The sequence below is a fragment of the Methanobacterium bryantii genome (assembly GCF_002287175.1).
In the GTDB taxonomy this organism is placed as follows: Archaea; Methanobacteriota; Methanobacteria; order Methanobacteriales; family Methanobacteriaceae; genus Methanobacterium_D; species Methanobacterium_D bryantii.
In genome coordinates, this window is sequence record NZ_LMVM01000040.1 from 1 (window position 1) to 22,996 (window position 22,996).

Below are 22,996 nucleotides of genomic sequence, written 5' to 3' on the forward strand. Positions count from 1 at the left end.
GTGAAATCTGTTAAAAACACTAAAAACACCATAAAAAAGAATAAAGTCAACACGAAGTTCATAAAATAAAACTTCCCTTTGACCTTTATTCCATCAACTTTTTTGATTGAGGGGAAAATTCAATAATTTTTTTTACAGTTATATATCTAAATCCCGATAAATAGAGACTAAATGAATGTATAACACTATTTTTAATATATCTTCAAAGAAATCACGATTTAAAATGAATTTAGTAAAGGGATTGATTTTAAATACAAATTAATTCTGAAAGTTAAAAAAAGGACATAATGTTGTGTGTTATTTACTATAAATCGATCCCAAAAGGTCAAGGGCAAGTCTAGAGGCTACCTGTGATGTAATATTCCCTGCATCATAGAGCGGATTAACTTCTACAACATCAAATCCGATGATATTCCCTTTTACAGGCAAATTCTGCAATATTTCTCTCATTTGCAGGTAATTTAAACCTCCTGGCTCTGGAGTACCTGTTCCAGGCACTGCAGAGATATCAAGGGCATCAATATCAAGGGTTACATAGATATTTTCGGTTTCAGGTATTTTTCCGAGTGTCCATTGGATTCCATTTTTAAAGACATCGGAAGCAGTTATAATTTTGGAGTTGTATTTTTTGGCTTCGTCATAATTTGCTTTTCTATCGGTAAATCCACGAATCCCAATTTGTGTGATGTTATTAACTGTCTTAAGACCAGATGCGCGTTTAATTGGGCTTGCATGGGAAAATTTAACATTTGATACATTGTCTGTAAAATCGAGGTGAGTATCAAAATGAACTATGTCAAAGTCGACATCGAATGCTTCAAGAATTGGAAAAGTAATTGAATGATCACCGCCAAAACCTACAGGAAAAACATTGCTTTCTATAACTTTTTTGAAGGTATCATAGATCATCTTCATATTGGTGGCTGTGGATGTAGGTAGGATAGGTACATCTCCATAATCTATGAGAGTTACATCATGGAGAATATGCTTTTTTTGCTCTAGATCATAGGCACCTTCATCAGAATGCATGTAAATTCCATAATTTTGGGATGCAATACGGACTGCACGAGGTCCAAAGCGTGTTCCAGATCGATTTGTAGTGCCCTGGTCAAATGGGATTCCAATTAGAGCCACATCCACGTTTTTTAAGTTAGTTGTGTGCTGGAGTTTGTAGAATGTTGGAATTCCTGAATAGGGGAATTTATTTTCAATTTCTTTGGGATTCATCTTATTTCTCCAGCAATTTAACCACAAATGTATAATAAAATTAGTAAAATACGGATTTTAAATTTAATAAGGTAATTAAGGGGAATCAGGGATAAGATTGCAAAATTAGATTTTATTTTATGTGTTCTATAAAATGAATTCCATTTTCGTTGATTGCATATTTTTTATTCCTTTTAACCTCAACATCTATTAAACCCATATTCTCTAATTCTTGAAGGTACTGGTAAACTGTTGATTCAGAATATTTTTTCCTTTTACCTTTAGATTTAGAATATGAACGACTTAGGAGAGTTAGAAGATGGTTAAATGTAATGCCATTATTTTTACTTAAAACTTCAAGTATTCTTATCTTTGTACTACCAAAACGATGAGCAGGATTTACAGGAAGGAAAACAGGCCCACCTTCGTCTAAAACATATAACGGCGTGGATGCCTGGAATTGTGTTAAATAATAAGCTACGTAGAGATCAAGTTTATCTTCGCTAGCTATGAAATAGGGGTCTTCAACTTCTTCAAAAACATTTTTAATTTCGCCTACAACTTCATGGAAGTCGCCTTGTAAATTAATAACTTTATAACCATCTTTTTCTCTTTCAGCGTCTTTCGACAACATTATAACTTCATCGGCCTGAAAATCTTCCTTTTTAAGGATGTTTTGGATAATTTCAGGCCTTTTGATTGTTGTTATAAGACTTGGCATTTAAAACCTCCGTGTTTTTATTATATTATGATATTATGTTTTTTCATTAATATTAAATTTATAGTTTTTATTACTCATTGTGAATTCAGTCACCATAATAATGAACTCATATAAAAAAGTTTTTAGGCATATAACTAAAACAAAAAAATTTAGTAGAATTCGGTTGTTTAAAAATAGGAATTTATTTCTGGCATTTTTTAGATTAAAGAGATAATTTGAGATTTTTAAAGAGAATAATTTTTTTAAAGAGATTATATACACCCCAAACTTTGTAATGTGGCTTAAAATCACTTTTAAATGAAGATATGCCCAGACTTTAAATACAAATTGGCTTAAAAGCTTCATAAAACGGGCACCGTTATTATTCGGGTAATACAATCCTTCTTTTGTGAATATTATGGCTTTATCTATTGTATTCTCATTTGCTCAAGAATATAATCGATATTTTCAGAATGTCTTATTATTGTTGCAATGCCAGTCGTATAAAACACACTATAATGTAATATGTATTATTTAGTATTACTAAATATATAACATTTATTATTAACAGGGGGATCAGTTACAATAGAAATAATTTTATTTAAAAGGTATTTAATCACTGTAAAATAGGTAAAGAATGTAAAGAATTTATAAATACAGGAATAATTAATTGTCATAGCTCCCAAATTCAAATAATAATTTAAATTTTATTTATTAAACTGTAAATACAACTGAAAATTATAATAAAATTTAAATTTTAAAGAAAAAGAGTAAGTTTTACTTACCATGGTGGTGGTGTTTTTCAACGATTCTAATGCTAATTTCTAAAAAGTCGTCAACATCTACATCTGCAACCTCTAAAAGAACTTCGGTACAATTACATCTTTTTCTGTCCTTTTAACTATTGATTTGTAGCCTTTCATATGGTGCCGGTGGTATCTTCCGTGACGTCCTCGGTGATGGTTACAACCACAGTTTCTATCCTCACACATATAGAATCACATTCATTTTTAAGTTGCTCATGTCTGGAGTATTGTGCAAATATTATTGAATTACTAGGTAATTTTTGGTTAAATAAATGGATTTTTTTTTAAACAAGTTCAATTTAAATTAATCAGTATGGAAAAATTTTTTTATTTTTCCGATTGAAAAAAAAACTTTCAAATCCAAAGGTTCTCAAAATCTAGGATTTTGAGACCTGGAAAATAAAGCTTACAAACATGAAACTTACAAAAAACCACAGGTTTTTTGTTGCATCAAAATCGTAGATTTTGACAGTGTTTGTGCATTCGAAAATCAATGATTTTCGAAAGTTTTCCAAGGATTTGAATGCACAAAAATCTTAAAAAATCATAGATTTTTTATGTTTGAAAATCGCAGCTTTTCAACTGTAAAAAATTAAAAATTTTTTACATGCCTGCAAAAACCCGAGGTTTTTGCGGTCGAGGAAACAAGTTTCCTCCGATATAGAAAAATGAAATGCATTTTTCTCTAACTTTGATTTTTGTTAGCCTGCAGAACTTCAAAAAATCATAGGTTTTTTGAGCCTACAAAAACCAAAGGTTTTTGTGGCCGAGGAAATTTAATTTCCTCAGGCAAAGAAAATGTTGCACATTTTCTTAAGCTTCGTTCTGCGGCTGCAAAAACATAGTTTTTGCAAGCTTTGTTTTTTCAATATAACCTAAATGAAGTATAAACCATGCACATAATAATGGACAGGAGCGTTTTAGTTAAGGTGTATTATGCTGTTTAAAAAATAAATTTTTTTTGTAAAAATTTGTTAGATAGATTAACGGTTTTTGTTTTGGATTCTAACCTAATGGGCGGTTATTTTAACATATTTGCCAGATTAGTGCCCATTCCCTTATTTCGCCCCAATCTCGGTAATCGATACGTTTATTAGTATCTATCCCTTGTTTATCCAGTCTTTTTTTGATAATGAACCTGGTGGCTAATTTATACATTAAACCGTGGCTGGCATTTGGGTCATATATGCTTCCAAAAAGTCCTGTAGCTACAGGTTCACCCGATAAATATTTTAGAGCCACTTCATCCAGGTATTTTTCCTGTCCTTCTGTTATGGTTTCTTCCATGTTGGCGGCACTGCATGTGACAAAAAGTGCCACCTTTTTATCTGAAAGGGTAGATTTATTATCTTCCATGAATTTAAGCGGTCCTTTGGTCCATTTGCCTATTTTGATCCCACTTCCTATAATTACCATGTCATAAGGTGGAATATCGTAGTTTTTAATGCCCCCTAGAATCTACTAAATCAACTTCAATACCTTCCCTTTCTATAACTTTTCTTATTTCTTCTGCAATTTCGGCAGCTGTGCCGTATCTTGTCCCATAAACGATTAACACTTTCATTTTAATTACCTTGTAATATTATTCTTTATTTTTACAGGTCAGTAGCTGCTTCTCTATTTTTATTAGATTCAGTGTACCTATTTTTGTATGGTGGGGTTATCTTGCTGTAGAATATAACTGAGATTAAAATTCCTGTAACGGTTATTATTGCAAAGATAACAACCTGTCCGATTGCTGGACTTACTCCATTTTGTGCCATGAAGAATATCATGGAAAGCAGGGCAGTTCCCATAAGCGATGCTTTTATTAGGAGTATAGATACCAGAGCATATCCCCATTCTTTACCTTTTATAATTAATATGCCTGCAATTAGCATGGCAGGGAAAACCACTCCTATGTCCAGGGCTTGAATAACCAGTGTAGTGTAACTTTCCAGTGCGGCTGGACTAATACCTGTTAATAATGAATCAACTATCATTTTTATCCACATTAAGGCTACCATTGCTCCTGAAAATATTAGGAACGCACCTGCTATTTTGCTGGTCTTTCCATGGGTTATACTTTCCTTGATAGTTTTTACATTCAGTGATAACAGCCCATAAATGAAAGTGTACAGTGATAGAGAAAACAAAGCCACGTAAACCAGGAATAACTGATTATATGATGCTAAAAATGACATTGATGCGTAAGAATAAAGGAAGTAAAACAGAGTTCCCATCCAGATTAAATTGCCTTTAAGCGAATTCTTTTGGATTAAATAAAGAGATCCCATAAGTACTGGAATACCTATTATCAGTGTAATTAAGTCCTGGCCCATAGCTTGAGCTGTCATGGAAATTGTTTCGTGTTTATACAGTCCTTTCCAGAATAAGCCGGATAGAGTTGCTATGCCTGCAAGAACAGCGATAAAAATTGAATTTATATATACTACTTTTTTGTCCATTTTTTCCCTCCAAAGGTAATATATTACTTGTATAGGTAATATATTACCAAAGTATATAAAGGTTGTGGTTATGATTTAAATACTATAAATAAAGACTTTAAAATGAATATAAACATAAAATAAGAGGTATGGTATCTTATATTTATTGAAAATGCGCATATTTTTGTATTTTTTAGATTTAAAATTAAAATTTTAGTTAGAATTAAAAATCAAAAATATAATGCTCTCAACAGAGCATTATTTCCTTTATAACCCAATTAACTTTCTTGATGTATTGATCCTGTTAAATAACCACCTAAAGCAATTACACCAAGAATAACTGGATAGACAATAAGTCTTTCAGCTCCACCTGTACCAAATACCATAAAAGGGCTCGAGTCCTGCAGAATAATCACAAGCAGAATATCAATAAAGGCAACTGCACCAAGAATTATAAGAACATATTTGAGAAGTGAATCCCGTAAAATAGTGAAAGACGTCAACATGGCTAAGCTTCCAAAGATAAAGGATGTCATTGCAAAAATAACATGTGCATTTCCACTGTATCCTGGGAATATGCCTACTCCCATAGCCCCAATTCCAAGAATGCCCAAAAATGCAGGGAAAATTCTGCTCTGATATCGTTTATATATAAAGTAAGCAGCTATAAAAACCAGTAAACCTGCTATAAATACCGTTACATTGAAAATAGTTGCTGAAGGTTCATGTATGGGTAAATCAGCCAGGGAACTGAGATCATATTTTGCTGTATTATAGCCAGGATACAAAGTTTCAGCAACACTTACAAGTAACATAAACTGAATACCGCTAATAACCATTAATAAACCGGCTGTTTTTTGGTAACGAATTGATTTTGCTTCAGTTTTAGATATCATTTTTATGCTCCATTAACGTAATTACATCACGCGACACATTTTAGCTGTGACCTAGACCATATTGAAATTAAGTCAGCCCTGTCCTAGCAAAGCGTTTACAAATTCATTAGCCTTTTGATTGATGGTGTTTGTATCTACAAACTTCATTACATCATCTACCTGGTATATATTGGTATTATTCAAAGCTATTTCTTTTTTGATGAATGCAGTATTATTACTGTTTGCAGTTACTGATCCTGTGGTAAATATGCCAATTTTTGCTTCTTTAGGCGGAGTTATATCTGATAAATAGGACTGTAATGAACTTGCAGGTTGTCCAGCATAAACCGGCCCTCCAATAACAATAACGTTGTATCCTGCCGTGTTCATGACGTTTGAACTTTTGATCCCTGCTAAAGTGACTGTATACCCTTTTGACTGTAAATCACCCGCAATTACTGCGGCCGCGTTTTTCGCTGTTCCTGTAATTCCTGGATCGTAAACTACTAATGCTTTTCCAGCTGAGGTTCCGTTGGGATTTAAAGTTTGTGAACCTGTTGCTGTATAGCTCATAACATCTCCCATTACAAGACCTATAGATGCGAAAGCTATCAGAACGATTAAAACTATTCCTAGTCCAACATATTTTGCTACTTTCTTCTTTTCCATTTTGATCCCCTTTTTCTAATATGGTATGGAGTTGTAGCGATGCTCTATTTATAGTTCACTGGATTAAATTTTTAAAAATGATATAAATATTTTAAAACTTAGTAATGATGTTTAAAATTAATCACATGAACCATAGCTTTGGTTAAAATATTAAAAAATAGTTAAACAATTGTTATTTTAAAAATAAAAAGAGTTTAATTTTAAGATGTTACCTTAGAATTTCCATGAATCTGGAGCCTTTATCGTTGAGTGAGTATTTGTTACCTTCACTGTTAATTAAATCAGCGCTTTCAAGCTCATGCAAATACTGGTTGATGGTTAATTTTGAATATGTATCTTTCCTGCCCCTGGCTCCTGATTCTCTGGTTAAATGGCTTACAACGTCGTCAGGCTTGGACGGGTTATGGTCATGTAAATATTCCATTATCTGCTTTTTAACGTGAGTAAATGCATGTGAAGTACTCACTGGCAATAATATAAGTTTATTATTATCTAAAACGTAGAATGGAATTGTTTTTTGGAGTTGAGCTAGATAATAAGTCACATAAATGTCGAGTTCATTTTCGCCTGCAATGAAGCATGGCTCTGGGGCAAGGTTAAAAACACATTTAATATCCTGCAGTATTTCGAAGAAGTCTCCTTCTAAAAATTTGATAGTGTATCCCTCTCTTTCAACATTTAAGAGCCCGTGAATATCGCCTTTGGTTAAAATTATCACGTTTTCAGCTTCAATTTCTTTCTTTTTAAGAATAAAATGAATATCTTCAGGATCTTTAATTGTTGTTATAATATCTGGCATGGAAAACACCTCGCGTTTAATATTATGTTAACTTAATGTAATAAAATTATAGTTTTTATTACTACTTTAAACTGAATATATGAATATAATGGTCCGTTGCAAATTAAAAGGGAGTATAAGAGTTTAAAAGGAAGTGAATACATGTTTTAATAGTTTAATTAAGTTAACAGGCTAGAAACTGCCAAAATTTAAATCCAATTAAATAAACATGAATCCTCTAATAAGGAAGAAAAAGCCCAGAATTAGATATACTATAGTTGTAAAATAGTCACTGTAATTAATTATCCAGTTACGGGCAGGAGTTAATATTTTCCTTGCTTTACTTGCAAATATTAAATAAATAATGAACGATATTTCGGCCACTAAAAGTGTAATAATACCTAATATGATAACTGTTTCTGCAGCTAGCGCAAATCCTGGATTCGAAAGCCCAATAAGAGTGCCTGCCTGAAGTACAAGAATATCTGTAACGAAACTGGCCAGGAAAGCGATAAATCCAAAGTAGAAAAATTTTATGAAGGTTGAAGAATTCCTATCTTCTCGAAGTGAACTTATAAATCCAATAAGCCCCCCTTCTCGAGATTCTTCACGGATACAAATACTTTTCAACGCTATAATAACCAGAATACTGCCTAAAACAACTTCTGTTATGGCACCGATGTGGATTGTACCCAGGGCTACAGCAGAAAGGCCACTGCCAATATACATGCCTGAAAATGCCACAATAAGGAAAAATATAATCGCGCCAAACAAATAGGAGAATGAAGCTAAGCGCGGGCTTCTTGTGGGAGAAACAGTAGTTAATATTGTGGCTAAGATAACAGGGCTTACTGCTGCACCTAGGGCATAGGGTAGAATGCTGGCAATTAAGGAGTTCAGTTCAGGCATTAGTTATATTATGTTCTTTGATAGTAATAAATTTGTATGTTTTATTACTAAGGTGTAGGCATATGTCATGATCCGGATAAATTAAAATTAGTTGAATATGTTAATCTGGAATAAATACAAATGTGAGCATTATAAAATTTTAATCAAAAATAGAATTAGGCGCCGGCTCCTTTCCAACTTGTTAATTATATGGGGCACAGCGGGATGAATTATAAATAACTACTTTTAGAACAAGATTTGAGACATAAATTATTATAATCCAATTAATTTTTAAAATTAGATTAATATTTAGCTTATATGTAAAAATAAGTGTTTTAAAGTATTTAAAATATATAAAATTAGTTTTGGTTTCTTTCTAACTTGTTAGTTATATGGGACACAGCAAAGGAATATAAGCTAAAGAAGATCCATTTAAAATAAAATCATAATCCACTAATTGAGAATATCTATTAAAACTCAAAAATAGGCATGTAAAAATATCAGAAATAGACTTGATTGGGTATGTTTCCAACTTGTTAGTTATGTGGGACACAGTGGATTAAATGTATCAGATAATATTATAGTTTATGATCTAATTTTGAAAAATCAAGTAAATATTCATCTAAAATGTAAAATTAGACATTATAAAATTTTAATTAAAACTAGAATTAATTGTTGGTATGTTCCAACTTATTGTTTATATGGGACACAGCGAGATTTTTTGGTGTACAAATTTTAATAGATAAGTTTCTTTAAAATAAGAATTTGAAGCTATGACGGATTGTAATTCCGCTAATCTTTAAAACAAGATAAAAGTTTACTTAAAATATAAAATTAATGTATTAAATCATTATTAGAAAAAGAAATAATCAACTGCTGGCTTCTCTCCAACTTGTTAGTTATATGGGACACAGCGGGACTATTCTCCATCCATAATGTATCCTGCATTAAACTTTAATTTAAAGGTTTTTTCATAATATTGCTCTGCTCTAGGCGATATAGTACTAATTGACCTGTCAGTGAGTTTTCCTGAGCAGTAGTCATCTAGATTAGAGCGTAAATCAGGATTAAGTGATGCATTATTTTTAGTAAATGCAGTGTAAAGGCATATGGAGGATAGAATTACTTCTATTTTACAGTTACCGCAGAGATTTTTCATGGCCCTGTCCTGGTTCATGATGTATATGACCATTTCTTTGGCATCTATAATTGAGTAGGGATCCATTTTAATTAAACTGCCGATAATATCGATATATGAATGATATTTTTCTGTTCTTTGCTTTCTTTTCTTCTCGGCCTCATAGTTTCTGTCGTATTTTCCGTAAGATTTTTTTGAAAGCTGTTTAATGTGGTTCCAGGTTTTATATTCATCTTTAGATGGGTTGATAAAAGAAGGGTCTTTATATTTGTTGTCCTGGTTTAAATCAATGGAATCTCTAAAAGAAACGTAGCTCTGAGTTTTAGCTAATTCCGACACGTGTTTGGTATATCCGCATGCAATACATTTATAGGAATCACTGTATGGATTAAAACATGTTTTAATGCCGCATTTTGGGCATTTTGGGGCATTCCCCATGGTAGAGTACTGTTCGAAAGAGTCTAGCTCAAGTGTTTTGATCATGCTGTTAACGCTCCAAATACCATGCTTTTTTCAGTTAAGGTATAAGTAACTGGAATTATCCTTTTTCCATAATTTAGAAAAGGGGGATTATAATAGCTTAAATCAACTTATCTAGATTCAAATTATACATTTTCAGTTTAAAAAACTTTTGCACTTCCTATAAATGTAAATATATATTAGCTAGTGATACTTTCAAAAATGAAAAGACAGTATAAACACGATTAAAATAAAGTATCTGCTAAAATTATTTTTGCATAAATAAAATTATCTTAAAGTTTCAGCCTTTATAACCTTTACTTACAAATGCATTTCCCCGGAGCAAAAATCTCCATAATTTATCCCTGTATTCCTCAGCATAATCAATATTAACTCTGGGTGCAGTTATAACCTCTTCGTCACTCCTTAAACCAGTTTGATCTGTAATAAAAATTTCATCTTCACATAAATCAATTCCATTAAGAGAAGTATTGATATTCATGGCCTGGCAGAGCTTTGAGGGACCGTTAGTCAGATTTTTAAGATTACTTTTCCTGCTATCTGAAATATCAATTTTCCGCCGTTTTGCCATTAATTCCAGACCTTCCACAGGTTCTAATGCCCGGATAAGCACTGCTTGAGGTATTCCTTCTTTCTGCGTTACCACGTTAATGCAGTAATTATAACCGTGCAGCTGGTAAATATAGGCAAATCCTCCTGTTTTATACAGAGGGTCCATTCTCGGTGTATGCCTGCCTCTGTAAGAATGTGCACCTTTATCTTCGGGGCCAATATAAGCTTCTGTTTCTACAATTCTACCTTTAGTTATGTTTTCGGGAGTTATATGTACTAAAACACAGCCTAAGAGTTCTCTGGCCACAATCAACGTGTTTCTTTCATAAAATGATCTCTCAAGCTTCATTTACATCAGCTATTTATATTTCGTTTAAAAGAGAATAATGTAACGGATATTATTAATGGAAATGTTATTTAACATTTAAAATGGAGAATTTTTATGAATATAACTGAAATGTTTTCTGATTCGTATATCTCGTATCCTTTTTCTAATTCCAAGAGGATACTGGGATTGGGGCTTTTATTTTGTTCTGGCGTATTTCTAATTGTACCTGCGGTATTTGCAGGCGGGTACCTTATGAGGATAATTGAAAACACAATAGAAGGCAACTATGAGCTGCCCCCATTTGAAAACTGGAAAGGTATGTTTATTGATGGTTTGAAAGTCGCTGCAGTGGTAATATTTTTCATGTTACCGGGATTGATTTCTGAATTTGCATTGTTTGTGCTCGTAAAAATTGGATATGCAACTTTGAATCCGGGGCTCATGATCGGACTTTTTATGCTTACATCGTTGTTTTATACTTCAGCTTATATCTTAAGTATTACAGCAATACCCCGTATGGTTTATAAAAATCAATTAAGAGCAGCTTTTGATTTTAAAATGGTGTTCAAGGATATAAAATGCATTGGTTTGAAAAAATATGCCCTTTCATTAACAGGGCTTTCAATAATGGCTGCTTATTTAATATTGTTTGCTGGATTTCTCCACATGATATTTTACAGTGTAGGTGCAATGATTTCTCTTAATATATACATCACTGATTTTGCTGCTAATTTACTGATTTACCCTCTAATTATCGCATCTCAAGGGAGATTTATGGGATTAATCTATTTAGAAAGGTTCCAAGTACATGATTAAGTTTTTTTAGGTCATTTAACATATCACTATCTTTTTATATGCTTGAAAACAGCCATGAATTAGGTTATATCTTATATCTTATAACTTATAAGTTATAATGAAGAGAATGCTAATTGATAGTTAGATACAAATTGTTTTTATAATTTAAAAAGTAGAATAAGAAATTTTCAACCTTTTATCCTGTTATTTTATGAATTTTACCATTTATTCCTTCTTTCTTTCGTGTTATCTACGTTCTTCACATTCTCTATGTTTCATATCTCTTCGACTTTTTGTTATTGTATATTTTCCTACTCATTTTTTTGTATCTTGAGTCATGGCCAGCAATATTCTGTCGGAGTAGTGGATATCGTAGTATCTGAAATTGTCAAAAAAGGCTTTCAGATGTTTTCCACCTTTTTCAGTTATAACATACTCTTCAATTTCCTCAATTAAAAGTTCATGTTCTTTTAATGGATGTATGAGGATTTCAAACTGGCCTTCAAAGTCATAATATTCATTACAGGTTGCATTTAGTTCGCTGAGTACTGGAATGTAGTTATCTGGATGAAAAGCCCTTTTAAGGGATGCTACAATTTCAGGCTGTGTTTTTAGCTCTTCTGCCCATATTGCATATAATATCCAGTTTCTGAAGGCCATTAATTTATTCTCTTCCCAGCATTCTTCCAGTGGTAGTTTATATTCCTGTGAATAATCTTCTTCTTCACCTTTTTGAGCTGAAATAGCTTCCCTGAGCAATCCAACAGCATCTCTGAAAATACCTGCCCCTACAAATAAGCCTATAACTGCATCCACGAAGTAAACACCATATATAGCAAAAATAGCACCTATAATAACTGATGTACCAATGAATATATGGTTTTTAGAGTCCACAGACTGTGATATCAATGTCAAACTGTTGGAGACTTTTCCAACGAAACGCTGATAATAGAATAAAAAGACCGCTGCCAATATGGCTATTCCTTCAACAGCTATAACCAGAAATGGCAAAGTCATGGGTTCTGAAGTACCGGCTAATGTTCCTAAAATATGGGTAATGGAATCAAATAGAACGCTGATAGAAGCCACAAATAACCCTAAAATAACCAGAATAGTACTTAAATTCTCTTTGTGATATTTAATTCCTAGCCAAACTAAAATAGCTTCAATTGTGTCCATAGTGGCATCTGTACCGTCGGCAATTAGACCGACACTGCCGCTTATTAAACCACTGCCCAGTTTAAGCACTGCAAGGAAGGCATCTAAAAAAGTGGTGTTTTTGGCAGTACTGGACGGTGTTAATTCACCCTCTGCTGATGAAGCACTTTTCTCCATGTGCTCTCTGAATATTTTGGCATTTTTCAGACCTTCAGGGGTCAATTCATATTTGTTTGCATCGTTTAATTTAACCCAGTCTTTCTCAATCAGCTTTTTCATTTCCTCTTCAGGGGAACCTGTGGCTTTACTTGCTCTTCCGTCCTCTATTTTGGAGCGTATACTGGCAACTTTAAAGAACAAGTGTTGAGTTAACGGCTGGCCTTTACCAGGTAACTGCTGGTACCAGATCAGGGATAAAAATAAGATGGTTTTTTCCAATAGTTCCTCTTTACTTAATGGGCCGTCCTTTAAAAGTGCCATCATCAGGAATTTATCGAAACCTAATACTGGTTTTTCATCTTTCATATTATCGTCTCGGTCTTTTCATTGCAAATAATATTACCTTAAGTCTAATGACATGTTACTTGAATGTTTTTAAATATAATTTCATCTATAATTAGATATAGGTAGAATTATTAAAGTTAATTACTGATAATACCTGTGATTATCTGATGAATATGATTTGTATCAACTAAAATTTATAATTTTAAAATAGGAGTTTATAATAATGGAATATAGAGATTCTGATTTATTTATGCCAACTAGTCGGATTGAAACATTAGTAGATGGAATATTTGCCATTGCAATGACTATACTGGTTTTAAATTTGGCTGTTCCTTCTATTAACGGCCCGGTAACTAGTGCTTCCTTCCAAAGTGCTGTTTATTCTATATGGCCTGATGTTTTATCATTTGTCCTTAGTTTTGTCCTTTTAGGGGTGTTTTGGAACATACACCACCGTACTTTTCACCAGATAGAAAAGGTGGATAAAATTCTGCTCTGGATAAATATGATATGGCTGCTTTTCATCGTTCTTGTCCCATTTTCTAACACTTTAACTGGGGGAGATTACGGTCAATTTCCGCTGGCTCACTTCATTTTCAATTTAAACATGCTGGGAATTGCGGTATTTCTTTCTTTAAACTGGTTTTATGCTGTTAGAAGGGGGTTGATCCATAAAAAAGTAGATCCTGTCAGAATATCTATCTATAAATGGGTTTATATGTCATTTATACTCATTACTCTGCTAGCTATGGGGTTCTCTTTTATAATCCCTCATTGGAGTTCTATTGTGTATATTTTGATAATTCCCACAGAATATTTGATAGAAAGACAAATGAAGAGTTAGTTCTGTTAGGTTAAATAATATTATTTAACCAATTGTAATCTAATTCCGGACAGATAAAATAGATAATTATCATTCTTTTAATTTTTAGCATATCTATTCAATGGATTATATTTAAATGAAAAAATTGTAATTGAATGTTCTATATATAAATAAAATGATCCTATGCAAGCTAAATGGAAATTTAGATTGGGAATTTTATCCTGCATAATTGGCATGATTATACTATTAACCAGTTTATTAATTGGTAGATTTGTACCTGGCGGGCTTGTTTTACTGGCATTAGGGTTTATTCTGATATCAGAATCAAGAAAAGAATGAAAATATTTTAAATCTTCACATTTTAGTGGAAAGTTTAGGATTCTATTCAGTTAGTCTTTAAATTATATTTTCAATTTCTGAGTACCTGAAACAATCTACAACATGGTCATTAACCATTCCCACGGCCTGCATGAACGCGTAGCAAATGGTAGGTCCCACAAATTTGAAACCTCTTTTTTTCAAATCCTTGCTCATATTTTCAGATTCTGTGGTAAATGAGGGTAAATCTTCGGCATTTTCCCATTTATTTTGAATAGGTTTTTCGCCTACAAACTGCCAGATATACCTATCAAATGAGCCCCACTCTTGCTGAATATTTAAAACAGCCTTTGCATTGGTGACAGCAGACAAAATCTTACGGCGGTTGCGAATTATGCCGGGATTATCCATTAGTTCTTCAATCTTGTTATTGTTATAGCATGCCATCTTGGCAGGATCGAAATTATCAAATGCGTCACGGTAATTTTCTCGTTTTTTAAGCACAGTAATCCAGCTTAATCCAGCTTGCGCTCCTTCTAATACTAGAAACTCGAAAAGAAGACTATCCTTATGGACTGGACTGCCCCATTCCTGGTCATGATATTTCATAAGTAAAGGGTCTTTTTCAGCCCAGGGGCAGCGGATTTTCATGTTTATTATTTTTAATTTAGAGGTTCAAAAATTTTTTGAATTTTAGATTATATCCTGTTGTTGTAGAGTTTAATACTCATGACTCATGTCTAGACCTTGAACAGAGAATATTTGCATTATGTTATCTTTTAAAGCTTAAAAACATTTATAACAAACTTGTTTATTATATTAAAACAATAGAAATAGTTGTGATTTAAAATGTTTATTGGACATTTTGCTGCTGCTTTCCTGATAGGATATATGTTTTCAGGAGTTCCAATTATCATTCCTCTTCTTGGGGTTTCATTTCCAGACATTCTCTGGTCAATTTTGGTTATATCAGGTGTTGAAAAGGCCAAATTTGATAAAAATAAGCCGTTAATGTCGGATATTGTATTTGAAAGTTACCCTATATCCCATTCTCTGGTACTTACAAGTATTTTGGCATTGATAATAGGTTTAGTTCTTGCATTGTTTTTGAAAAATCCATTTATAGCAGTGATTTTTGTTATAGCTTCAATATCCCATTGGATCCTGGATGTTATGGTGCACATTAAAGATTTACCCGTGTTTGGATTTAGCAGTAATGATATTAAGTTTGGATTTGGATTGTGGAGAAGGGGGCCGCTAGCTTTTGTAGCTGAATATTTGTTTTATATAATTATAGCTACAATTACAGTTCCCATGCCTTATTTACTACTCATTTTATTTTTAGGAACAGTTTTTCATTTCATCAACATCAATGCATTTTTTGGATTTAAAAATGAAGACATTACAGGGGGATCTTCAAAGAGATATGCAATAGTAATTTTAGCTATCTTTGTTCTTTTTATACTGTTTTCTCAGATAATTTTAGGTTAAAATAGAAGGGTAATTTATTTAGAAGTATGAAAATCTCACGATTTTCATGTTGGGAAATTCGTAATTTCCTTAATCTTAAGGTGTTTTATTTAATGATATGGAACATAAACAGGCTTCCAGATGTTTTCATTAACTAATTCAATAATATCTCTATTTGGGTTAATTTTGGCAGTTCCATCTTCAATAGCTTTCTTAACCACTGCTACTGCGATTTTTTTGCTCACTTCCTGCAATCTTGAGACTTCAGGAAGTAATCTGGAGTGGTGATCATCTTGCAGGTTAACAGAATTGCTCAGTTCTTTAACCGCTGCATCAATCATTCCTGATGTCACTCTTTTTGCATGAGCACATATTATTCCTAGGCCCAGCCCTGGAAATATCAATGCATTATTACATTGGGCCACTGATATGGACTTACCATTTAATATAACATCCGCGTAAGGACTTCCCGTGGCTACAAGGGCATTTCCATCTGTCCAGCGGAGTATATTTTCAGGAGTTGCCTCTGCCATTATGGGAGGGTTGGAAAGCGGGAAAATGATAGGATATTCCACACCCGAAGCCATGGCTTTAATTACTTCTATATCAAAGGCACTATTCACTGCACTGGTACCAATAAGGATAGTGGGCTTTACATTGCAAGCTACATCCAAAAGAGATGTAGTTTTGCTCTTTTTATCCCAGTTTTGAGATTCTTCCTGTGGTCTGGCATATGAAGCTTTGAAATAATCGAGGTTTTCTCTATCATTTGTTACAAGCCCTTGACTGTCCATAAGCCAGAACTTTGAACGGGCCTCTTCAGAACTCAGCCCTTCTTTTATCATCCATTCACAGATCCTGTCTGCAATACCGCAGCCAGCTGTTCCAGCACCGAAAATCACTATTCTGTGATCTGATAGTTTGGTATGGGTTAACTTTGAAGCATTGATGATAGCAGCCATGGCAACGGCGCCAGTACCCTGTATGTCATCATTAAATGTGCATATCTTATCCTGATACTGGTCCAGGTTGCATCGAGCTTTTGTCTTTCCGAAATCTTCCCATTGGAGAAACACATCTGAAAATTTTTGTTTGATGGCTTTTACTACCTTACTTACAAATTGATCGTATTCTTCTCCCTGGATCCTGGAATGACGCCAGCCTATATAAAGAGGGTCACGAAGTAACTGGGGATTATTGGTTCCAACATCAATCATCACTGGAAGCATTTTTTTGGGATTAATGCCGGCACATAGGGTGTAAATTACAATTTTAGCTACTGAAATTCCGATTCCATTGGCTCCCTGGTCGCCTATTCCAAGTATTTGTTCAGAATCAGTTAGAACTATCAGATCAATATCGTTGCTTAGATTATTCAGGATCTCGTCAATATTGTCCTGATCAGGATAAGAAATATAAATACCGCGGGGTGTTCTAAATTCACTACTGTAATGCTGGATAGCTAGCCCTGCAGTTGGGGTGTAAATTATGGGCATCATCTCTTCAATATACTCTGAGATAAGCCTGAAAAAGAGGGTTTCATTGGTATTGTAAAGATTATTCAAAAATATATTCTTCTGAAGGTCATTTGTCTGCAGAGAATATTGATGATAAGCTCTTTGCATCTGATCCTCTATAGTTTCTATAACCGGCGGCAGCAGGCCCTTTAAGAAAAATTTTTTTCGTTCTGTATCACTAAAAGCAGTGCCCTTATTTAATTGAGCTGATCTTAGGAGTTGAATACCTTTAAGATCAGTTTCGATGTATTTGATTCCATTTTTTTCCATATTTTCAGCTATAAATCTAACTAAAAACCCTCCCTTTTTAGGAAATATTGTTACATATAATATTAATATTATTTAATAATATCATATATATTTTATGGGTTTATGTTGGTCTGTTCTTCCTAGTTTCCTAATTTAGAGTCCTAATTTATTTTAAGGATATATGTGGCTGAAATTAAATGTAATATTGTTATAAATAGTTTTTAATGGAAAATAAATTAATTTTTACTAAAAACGTTTTAACATACTCCTTGCTTAGGCGTTAAACCAATTATTAATTTTTATTTTCAAGTAATAGATATAACAGCTGCTGTTCTAATTATTTCTTATCTTTTCAACAGCTTCTTCTACGCTACATCTTACATATTTATTTTCATCTTCTAAAACTAGAGTTAAAGGTTTTATGGCCCTTTTATCTCCTATTTCTCCCAGACTCCAAACAGCGTTATTCCTGACAATAAACTCTTTATCTTTCAATGCTTCAATTAAAGGTTTTACCGCCTTTTTGTCTCTGGAAATGCCCAGGTATTTAGCTGCTTTCCATCTGATATTCATATCTCTATTTTTTAAAGCATTGATTATTATTGGTAACGCATCTTTATTTTTAATAGTAAATACATTTTCCAGGGCGAGTGCTCGTTTAATTGGATTGTTCCCATTCAAATTTTTAATTAAAGAATTAAAATCAGCTGATTCTTTATTATGTGATTTATAAAGTTCTATATCGTGGGATGAATTTTTCAGGATTTGAATTTCCATATTTCTTTTATACTCGTTATAACAGGAAGTACAGAAATAACTGTAATTTCCTTCCGGAATGAATTCTTTTCCACATTTGATACACTCTTTAGATAATGTATTTATGCATGATGGGCAAATAAAAGAATTTTCGTCTTCAAAAACGAATTCTGTGTTGCAGCATTCGCAGGTGCGAATTCTTTCTGCACAATCTGGACAGTATTTTAATTTATAGAGCTGGGAAATAGGAAAAGGGTTATTGCATTCAATACACGTACCATAAGGCTTGTTTTTTGCAGATTTAATCACATCTGCGCAATATTTACAGTATTTATGGTCGTAAATTTCCCAGGGAGCTATAATTTTACCACATATAATACATCTATTAAAGGATATATTTTCCATTACTTCAAAATTAGATTCATTTTCATATTTTTCTAGTTCACAAACCGTCACATCTGAACTTAAACTGACTCTATCGTATAGATCATGCTCTCCTTTCATTTAACTCACATTCCCGCAATTTTGCCTCATATAATATTTTTAGTTAATACTGTGATATGAATAATATAACTTTTAAATTTTCCTATATATTAATAATAACTTATTAACAGATTATAGCTAAAAAAAAGACTAAAAGACACTTTAAATATAATATTTAATCTAATAACATTTTAAAAATATTATAAAATATTATTCATTTTATTTAATCCATAAAATAGAATATTAAACTTAATTATATATTTTTAAATGTCTATAATTAGTAAAAGTACAAAATAAATAATATTTGCCTTTAATTTTAAATTATTAATTAATTAACATGTATTTAGATTTTCATAAGTTAAAATTAACTTTTAATTTGTATTAAAAGGTACTTTTAAGCAGGTTATCTACAAATTTGAGAAATGATCTGAAATATCTAAATTCTAAACTAGATCTATGGATATTTTAAGGGATTACTCAAAATTTAATTTTTTTTAAAGAGCATAATTAAATTCCTCCTGACAATTATAGTCTGACAGGAATTCTTCTTTTCTTTAAATATTCCTTGACAGAACCTACAGAATACTCTTTAAAGTGAAAGATACTGGCAGCTAAAGCGGCATCTGCTTTGCCTTGTGTAAACGCATCGTAAATATGTTCTGGATTACCTACACCACCCGATGCAATGACTGGAATATTTACAGCCTCACTTATGGCTTTGTTAAGATAATTATCGTACCCATCTTTGGTTCCATCGCGGTCCATGGATGTTAACAGGATTTCACCGGCTCCACGTTCTTCGCATTCAATAGCCCATGCAATTGCATCGATTCCAGTGAATTCGCGCCCTCCATATATGCTGCAGTCAAACCAGCAGTAACCTTTATCTGTTTCAACTGTGATCTTATCTTCACTTTCTTTTGGGTTTTCAACGTAGCGGCGCTTTGCATCTATCCCGATTACACATGCCTGTGAACCTACAACTTTTGAAGCTTCGTTAATAAGATCTGGATTGTGAATAGCGGCAGTATTTGTAGAACATTTGTCAGCACCGGCTTTTAGCATGTTAACATAGTCTTCTGGCTTTCTTATCCCCCCGCCCACACAAATGGGGACGAATACATTTTCTGTGGTGGCTTTAATAACATCAGTCATGGTCTCTCGACGTTCGTGAGATGCAGTAATATCTAAAAATACAATTTCATCTGCACCTTCTTCATAGTAACGAGTTGCAAGGTCTACAGGTTCTCCAGCATAGCGGATCTGTTTAAATTCAACACCTTTCACAACACGCCCGTGCGGCACGTTTAAATCACAGTCAAGGCATGGTATAATTCTTTTTGCAAGCATTAATTTACCTCTTTTATTTATTTTTAAGGTTATTTGGTGTAATTCGTCTTATTTTTTAATTCCTGATAAAATATTATTTTTATTAATTTAATTGGTTATGTGGTAATTTATATTCTGCGGTATACAAAAATTAATTTTTAAGCTTAAAAATCTTTATTTTAATTTTAAAATCTGTAAATTTATTTATTTTACTGAATAAGCCAACATTTTAGTTAAATAAGGTAATAAATTTCAGCTGAACTTTGCTAAATTAGTAATACTATTTAATAAGAAGCTAATATTTATATAGGTTAAAATTCAAGGAATAACGGTGGTAATATGATATTAGAAAATTTTAAGAGAGAGTCGCTGATACCATTGCCTGTATCATTTATTTCTACAGTTAGTGAAGATGGCGTTAGAAACATAGCACCTTATTCATGTGTAATGCCTATTTTACGCCCATTTGATCTGGTGTGTGTAGCTTCAGCGAAAATGAGAGATACATTTGTTAACATTAAAAGTACAGAAGAATTTGTTATTAACATGCCTGGTGCCAATATGGCTGATAAAGTGATGCCAACGGCTATGCATGTTCCTTTTGATGTTAATGAATTTGAACTGGCAGATTTAAAAGAAAAACCTTCCACAAAAGTTCAAGCACCTGGAATTGATGGATGTTATGCATGGATGGAATGTAAACTGCACAGCATGCATGAAGAAGAGTATAATGGTGTCCCTTATTTGCTTATTATGGGTAAAGTAGTACATCTGGAGATAGATGATGATGTTTACAACCCTGAAGATGGTTCATGGGATCTAGAAAAGGCTAAACCATTAATGATGACTGAATCGGACAGGGGAATGCATTTCTGCACTGTTAAGAGCATCGATAAATTCGAACCTTATGGGGCTATGTTTGAAGATGGTAAAGACCCATTATCCTGGATGTATGAGAAAAAAGAGGTACCGGATACAGGTAAATGAATGGGAAGTATTGTCATGCCAAAGATAGTTATTAGTGGAAGAGGCGGCTGCGGAAAAAGTACTTTAGTGACTTTAATGGCCAAAGAGCTTAAAGAACAGGGAAAAACAGTTTTAGTAATAGATTCAGATGAATCTAATTTGGGGTTGGCGGCAATGATTGGAGTTAAACCAGCAGAAAAGACTCTTATGGACTATTTGGGGGGTAAACCTGCTGTAATGGATAAGTTGATGGCCCAGATTAGGGGAGAAGAAAACGAGCGGGCAGAGTTTTTCATGGAAAATTCTGGCTTGAGTAGTTTATCACCCGAATTTGTGAACTGGAATGGGTCCCTGGCTTTAATGCAGATAGGAAAAATTGAGCACACCCTTGAAGGGTGTGCATGCCCTATGGGGGCTATAGCACGGGATTTCCTGAACCACCTGACGGTAGAAGAAGACCAATGGGTTTTAATAGATACTGAAGCTGGAGTAGAACATTTTGGAAGGGGAATAGTGGAAGGTGCAGATTCAGTTTTGATGGTGGTTGATCCTTCTAACGATGCTGTTTTATTGACTGAAAAGGCAGCCGAGTTAACTGAAGAAGCAGGAAAAAATTTTGGTGCTGTTTTAAATAAAGTTGATGAGAAAACAAGGCTAATTTTAGAAGAGATGCTGGCTGCAAAAAACATAATGATTAAAGGTATTTTACCTTATTCGTCTACCCTTGCCCAGATAAACCTTCAAGGTGAATCTTTAGATATGCCTTCTGCCATAGAAGAGCTGGATAAGCTGATAACTGTCATTACGTAACTTATGGTGCATAGGACTTAAATGTTCTTTAACTGTTATACCTGTTCTTCTATTTTTTTACTTAATCGGCAAATTTATAAAGTAGCCGGGAATATATTCTTTTTTCAATAATCTAAAAAATAAAAGTATTACAGGTGATAATATGGGAGAGTCAATACAGATATTACCATTTTCAGAAGTAACTAAGTTTCATGGTCATGTTTGTCCAGGGACAGCTATAGGGTACCGTGCATCAGAAATAGCCATAAAAGAGCTTGGTTCAGATAGAGCAATAGATGAAGAGTTCCTTGCTATCGTGGAAAACGACAGCTGCAGTGTTGATGCAATACAGGTTGTAACAGGATGTACCATTGGTAAAGGAAATTTAATATTTAAAGATCATGGAAAAAATGTGTATTCATTTGTAAACAGGAAAACGGGGGATACTTTGCGTCTGTCTTTAAAGATGAGTATAGATGAAATGGACCCTGAATTTGCTGAAATTAGAGAAAAAGCTTTTTCTGGATCTGCCAGTGAAGAAGAAAAATCAAAATTTGAAGAAAAAAAGGATAAAGCATCTTTTGATATCCTTGACATGCCAGATGCGAAATTATTCAAAATAGAACATGTAAAGATTGAAATTCCTGAAGAAGCCAGAATATTCCAGTCAGTTAAATGTGCTAAATGCGGTGAAATGGTAGCAGAGCACAGGGCACGAGTAGAAAATGGTAAAATCGTGTGTATCCCATGTTTCAATGATTATTCAAGGACTTAAATCTCTTTTTTTCTTTTTTTATCAATTAACGTTCATTAGATACTGCAAATTTGTTAATAACATTGGTAGTGGCATGAAAGTAAAAGATGAAGTTCATTAAAATATTTAAAATTTTTACTTCAGTTTAATACTCATTTTTAAAAATATTACTTAAATTAGATTTTTTGCTCTTTTAGTATTACAAAATAGAGTTTTTTGAGTATTACATTTTTAAGTTC

At 33.1% G+C, this 22,996-nt stretch carries 23 protein-coding genes; 6 read left to right on the forward strand and 17 right to left on the reverse strand.

All coding sequences use genetic code 11. The features are described 5' to 3' along the window. Positions 1 to 297: 297 nt before the first annotated feature. From speB to ASJ80_RS15100, 12 genes are all read right to left on the reverse strand, one after another. On the reverse strand, positions 298 to 1,227 hold the full coding sequence (gene speB, locus ASJ80_RS15050) for an agmatinase (RefSeq protein ID WP_069584532.1): 930 nt from the start codon (positions 1,225 to 1,227) through the stop codon (positions 298 to 300). A gap of 112 nt (positions 1,228 to 1,339) precedes the next feature. Next, positions 1,340 to 1,927, reverse strand: coding sequence for a hypothetical protein (locus ASJ80_RS15055; RefSeq protein ID WP_069584531.1), 588 nt, complete (start codon positions 1,925 to 1,927; stop codon positions 1,340 to 1,342). 836 nt (positions 1,928 to 2,763) lie between these two features. After that, positions 2,764 to 2,898, reverse strand: coding sequence for a hypothetical protein (locus ASJ80_RS17750; RefSeq protein WP_255360709.1), 135 nt, complete (start codon positions 2,896 to 2,898; stop codon positions 2,764 to 2,766). A gap of 840 nt (positions 2,899 to 3,738) precedes the next feature. Beyond that, the gene (locus tag ASJ80_RS15065) at positions 3,739 to 4,128 is read right to left on the reverse strand and encodes a flavodoxin domain-containing protein (protein ID WP_245837600.1); all 390 of its coding nucleotides are present in this window, start codon (positions 4,126 to 4,128) and stop codon (positions 3,739 to 3,741) included. A gap of 25 nt (positions 4,129 to 4,153) precedes the next feature. After that, on the reverse strand, positions 4,154 to 4,276 hold the full coding sequence (locus ASJ80_RS17755) for a flavodoxin domain-containing protein (protein ID WP_255360695.1): 123 nt from the start codon (positions 4,274 to 4,276) through the stop codon (positions 4,154 to 4,156). Positions 4,277 to 4,307: 31 nt separating this feature from the next. Beyond that, a complete protein-coding gene (locus tag ASJ80_RS15070; RefSeq protein WP_069583925.1) occupies positions 4,308 to 5,159 on the reverse strand; it encodes a hypothetical protein in 852 nt (283 codons plus the stop codon). Between the two features lie 257 nt (positions 5,160 to 5,416). Next, positions 5,417 to 6,034, reverse strand: a complete 618-nt coding sequence (locus ASJ80_RS15075) for a DUF998 domain-containing protein (RefSeq protein ID WP_069583926.1) — start codon at positions 6,032 to 6,034, stop codon at positions 5,417 to 5,419. Positions 6,035 to 6,106: 72 nt separating this feature from the next. Continuing rightward, entirely contained in the window at positions 6,107 to 6,682 is a 576-nt protein-coding gene (locus tag ASJ80_RS15080) for a flavodoxin family protein (protein ID WP_069583927.1), read from the reverse strand. A gap of 208 nt (positions 6,683 to 6,890) precedes the next feature. Further along, on the reverse strand, positions 6,891 to 7,481 hold the full coding sequence (locus tag ASJ80_RS15085; protein WP_069583928.1) for a helix-turn-helix domain-containing protein: 591 nt from the start codon (positions 7,479 to 7,481) through the stop codon (positions 6,891 to 6,893). Between the two features lie 198 nt (positions 7,482 to 7,679). Next, positions 7,680 to 8,369 carry a GAP family protein gene (locus ASJ80_RS15090; protein ID WP_069583929.1) on the reverse strand — a complete coding sequence of 230 codons (690 nt, stop codon included), beginning with the start codon at positions 8,367 to 8,369 and terminating at the stop codon, positions 7,680 to 7,682. 898 nt (positions 8,370 to 9,267) lie between these two features. After that, the gene (locus tag ASJ80_RS15095; protein ID WP_069583930.1) at positions 9,268 to 9,969 is read right to left on the reverse strand and encodes a hypothetical protein; all 702 of its coding nucleotides are present in this window, start codon (positions 9,967 to 9,969) and stop codon (positions 9,268 to 9,270) included. A gap of 277 nt (positions 9,970 to 10,246) precedes the next feature. Beyond that, a complete protein-coding gene (locus ASJ80_RS15100; protein WP_069583931.1) occupies positions 10,247 to 10,867 on the reverse strand; it encodes a DNA-3-methyladenine glycosylase in 621 nt (206 codons plus the stop codon). A gap of 93 nt (positions 10,868 to 10,960) precedes the next feature. On the opposite strand from ASJ80_RS15100, the gene ASJ80_RS15105 reads away from it, so the two are divergent. Then, positions 10,961 to 11,662 (forward strand): DUF4013 domain-containing protein, encoded by a 702-nt coding sequence (locus tag ASJ80_RS15105; protein ID WP_069583932.1) that lies wholly within the window; start codon positions 10,961 to 10,963, stop codon positions 11,660 to 11,662. A gap of 294 nt (positions 11,663 to 11,956) precedes the next feature. On the opposite strand, the gene ASJ80_RS15110 is transcribed toward ASJ80_RS15105, so the two are convergent. Continuing rightward, entirely contained in the window at positions 11,957 to 13,324 is a 1,368-nt protein-coding gene (locus ASJ80_RS15110; protein WP_069583933.1) for a cation diffusion facilitator family transporter, read from the reverse strand. A 202-nt stretch (positions 13,325 to 13,526) separates the two neighbouring features. Between ASJ80_RS15110 and ASJ80_RS15115 the strand changes: the two genes are divergently transcribed. After that, positions 13,527 to 14,147: a TMEM175 family protein gene (locus ASJ80_RS15115; protein ID WP_069583934.1), complete on the forward strand. Its 621-nt coding sequence runs from the start codon at positions 13,527 to 13,529 to the stop codon at positions 14,145 to 14,147. 375 nt (positions 14,148 to 14,522) lie between these two features. On the opposite strand, the gene ASJ80_RS15120 is transcribed toward ASJ80_RS15115, so the two are convergent. Then, positions 14,523 to 15,095, reverse strand: a complete 573-nt coding sequence (locus ASJ80_RS15120) for a DNA-3-methyladenine glycosylase I (RefSeq protein WP_069583935.1) — start codon at positions 15,093 to 15,095, stop codon at positions 14,523 to 14,525. A 198-nt stretch (positions 15,096 to 15,293) separates the two neighbouring features. On the opposite strand from ASJ80_RS15120, the gene ASJ80_RS15125 reads away from it, so the two are divergent. Further along, positions 15,294 to 15,935 (forward strand): hypothetical protein, encoded by a 642-nt coding sequence (locus ASJ80_RS15125; protein WP_069583936.1) that lies wholly within the window; start codon positions 15,294 to 15,296, stop codon positions 15,933 to 15,935. A gap of 89 nt (positions 15,936 to 16,024) precedes the next feature. Here ASJ80_RS15125 and ASJ80_RS15130 read toward each other — a convergent pair whose 3' ends face one another. From ASJ80_RS15130 to hisF, 3 genes are all read right to left on the reverse strand, one after another. Beyond that, positions 16,025 to 17,701 carry an NAD-dependent malic enzyme gene (locus ASJ80_RS15130; protein ID WP_069583937.1) on the reverse strand — a complete coding sequence of 559 codons (1,677 nt, stop codon included), beginning with the start codon at positions 17,699 to 17,701 and terminating at the stop codon, positions 16,025 to 16,027. 312 nt (positions 17,702 to 18,013) lie between these two features. Further along, positions 18,014 to 18,940: a HEAT repeat domain-containing protein gene (locus ASJ80_RS15135; protein ID WP_069583938.1), complete on the reverse strand. Its 927-nt coding sequence runs from the start codon at positions 18,938 to 18,940 to the stop codon at positions 18,014 to 18,016. 504 nt (positions 18,941 to 19,444) lie between these two features. Beyond that, a complete protein-coding gene (hisF, locus tag ASJ80_RS15140) occupies positions 19,445 to 20,269 on the reverse strand; it encodes an imidazole glycerol phosphate synthase subunit HisF (RefSeq protein WP_069583939.1) in 825 nt (274 codons plus the stop codon). Between the two features lie 318 nt (positions 20,270 to 20,587). Between hisF and ASJ80_RS15145 the strand changes: the two genes are divergently transcribed. From ASJ80_RS15145 to ASJ80_RS15155, 3 genes are all read left to right on the forward strand, one after another. Beyond that, positions 20,588 to 21,235, forward strand: coding sequence for a flavin reductase family protein (locus ASJ80_RS15145; protein ID WP_069583940.1), 648 nt, complete (start codon positions 20,588 to 20,590; stop codon positions 21,233 to 21,235). Between the two features lie 15 nt (positions 21,236 to 21,250). Continuing rightward, on the forward strand, positions 21,251 to 22,024 hold the full coding sequence (locus ASJ80_RS15150) for an ATP-binding protein (protein ID WP_069583980.1): 774 nt from the start codon (positions 21,251 to 21,253) through the stop codon (positions 22,022 to 22,024). Positions 22,025 to 22,166: 142 nt separating this feature from the next. Further along, positions 22,167 to 22,778, forward strand: coding sequence for an FmdE family protein (locus tag ASJ80_RS15155; protein ID WP_069583941.1), 612 nt, complete (start codon positions 22,167 to 22,169; stop codon positions 22,776 to 22,778). The last annotated feature ends 218 nt before the right edge of the window (positions 22,779 to 22,996 follow it).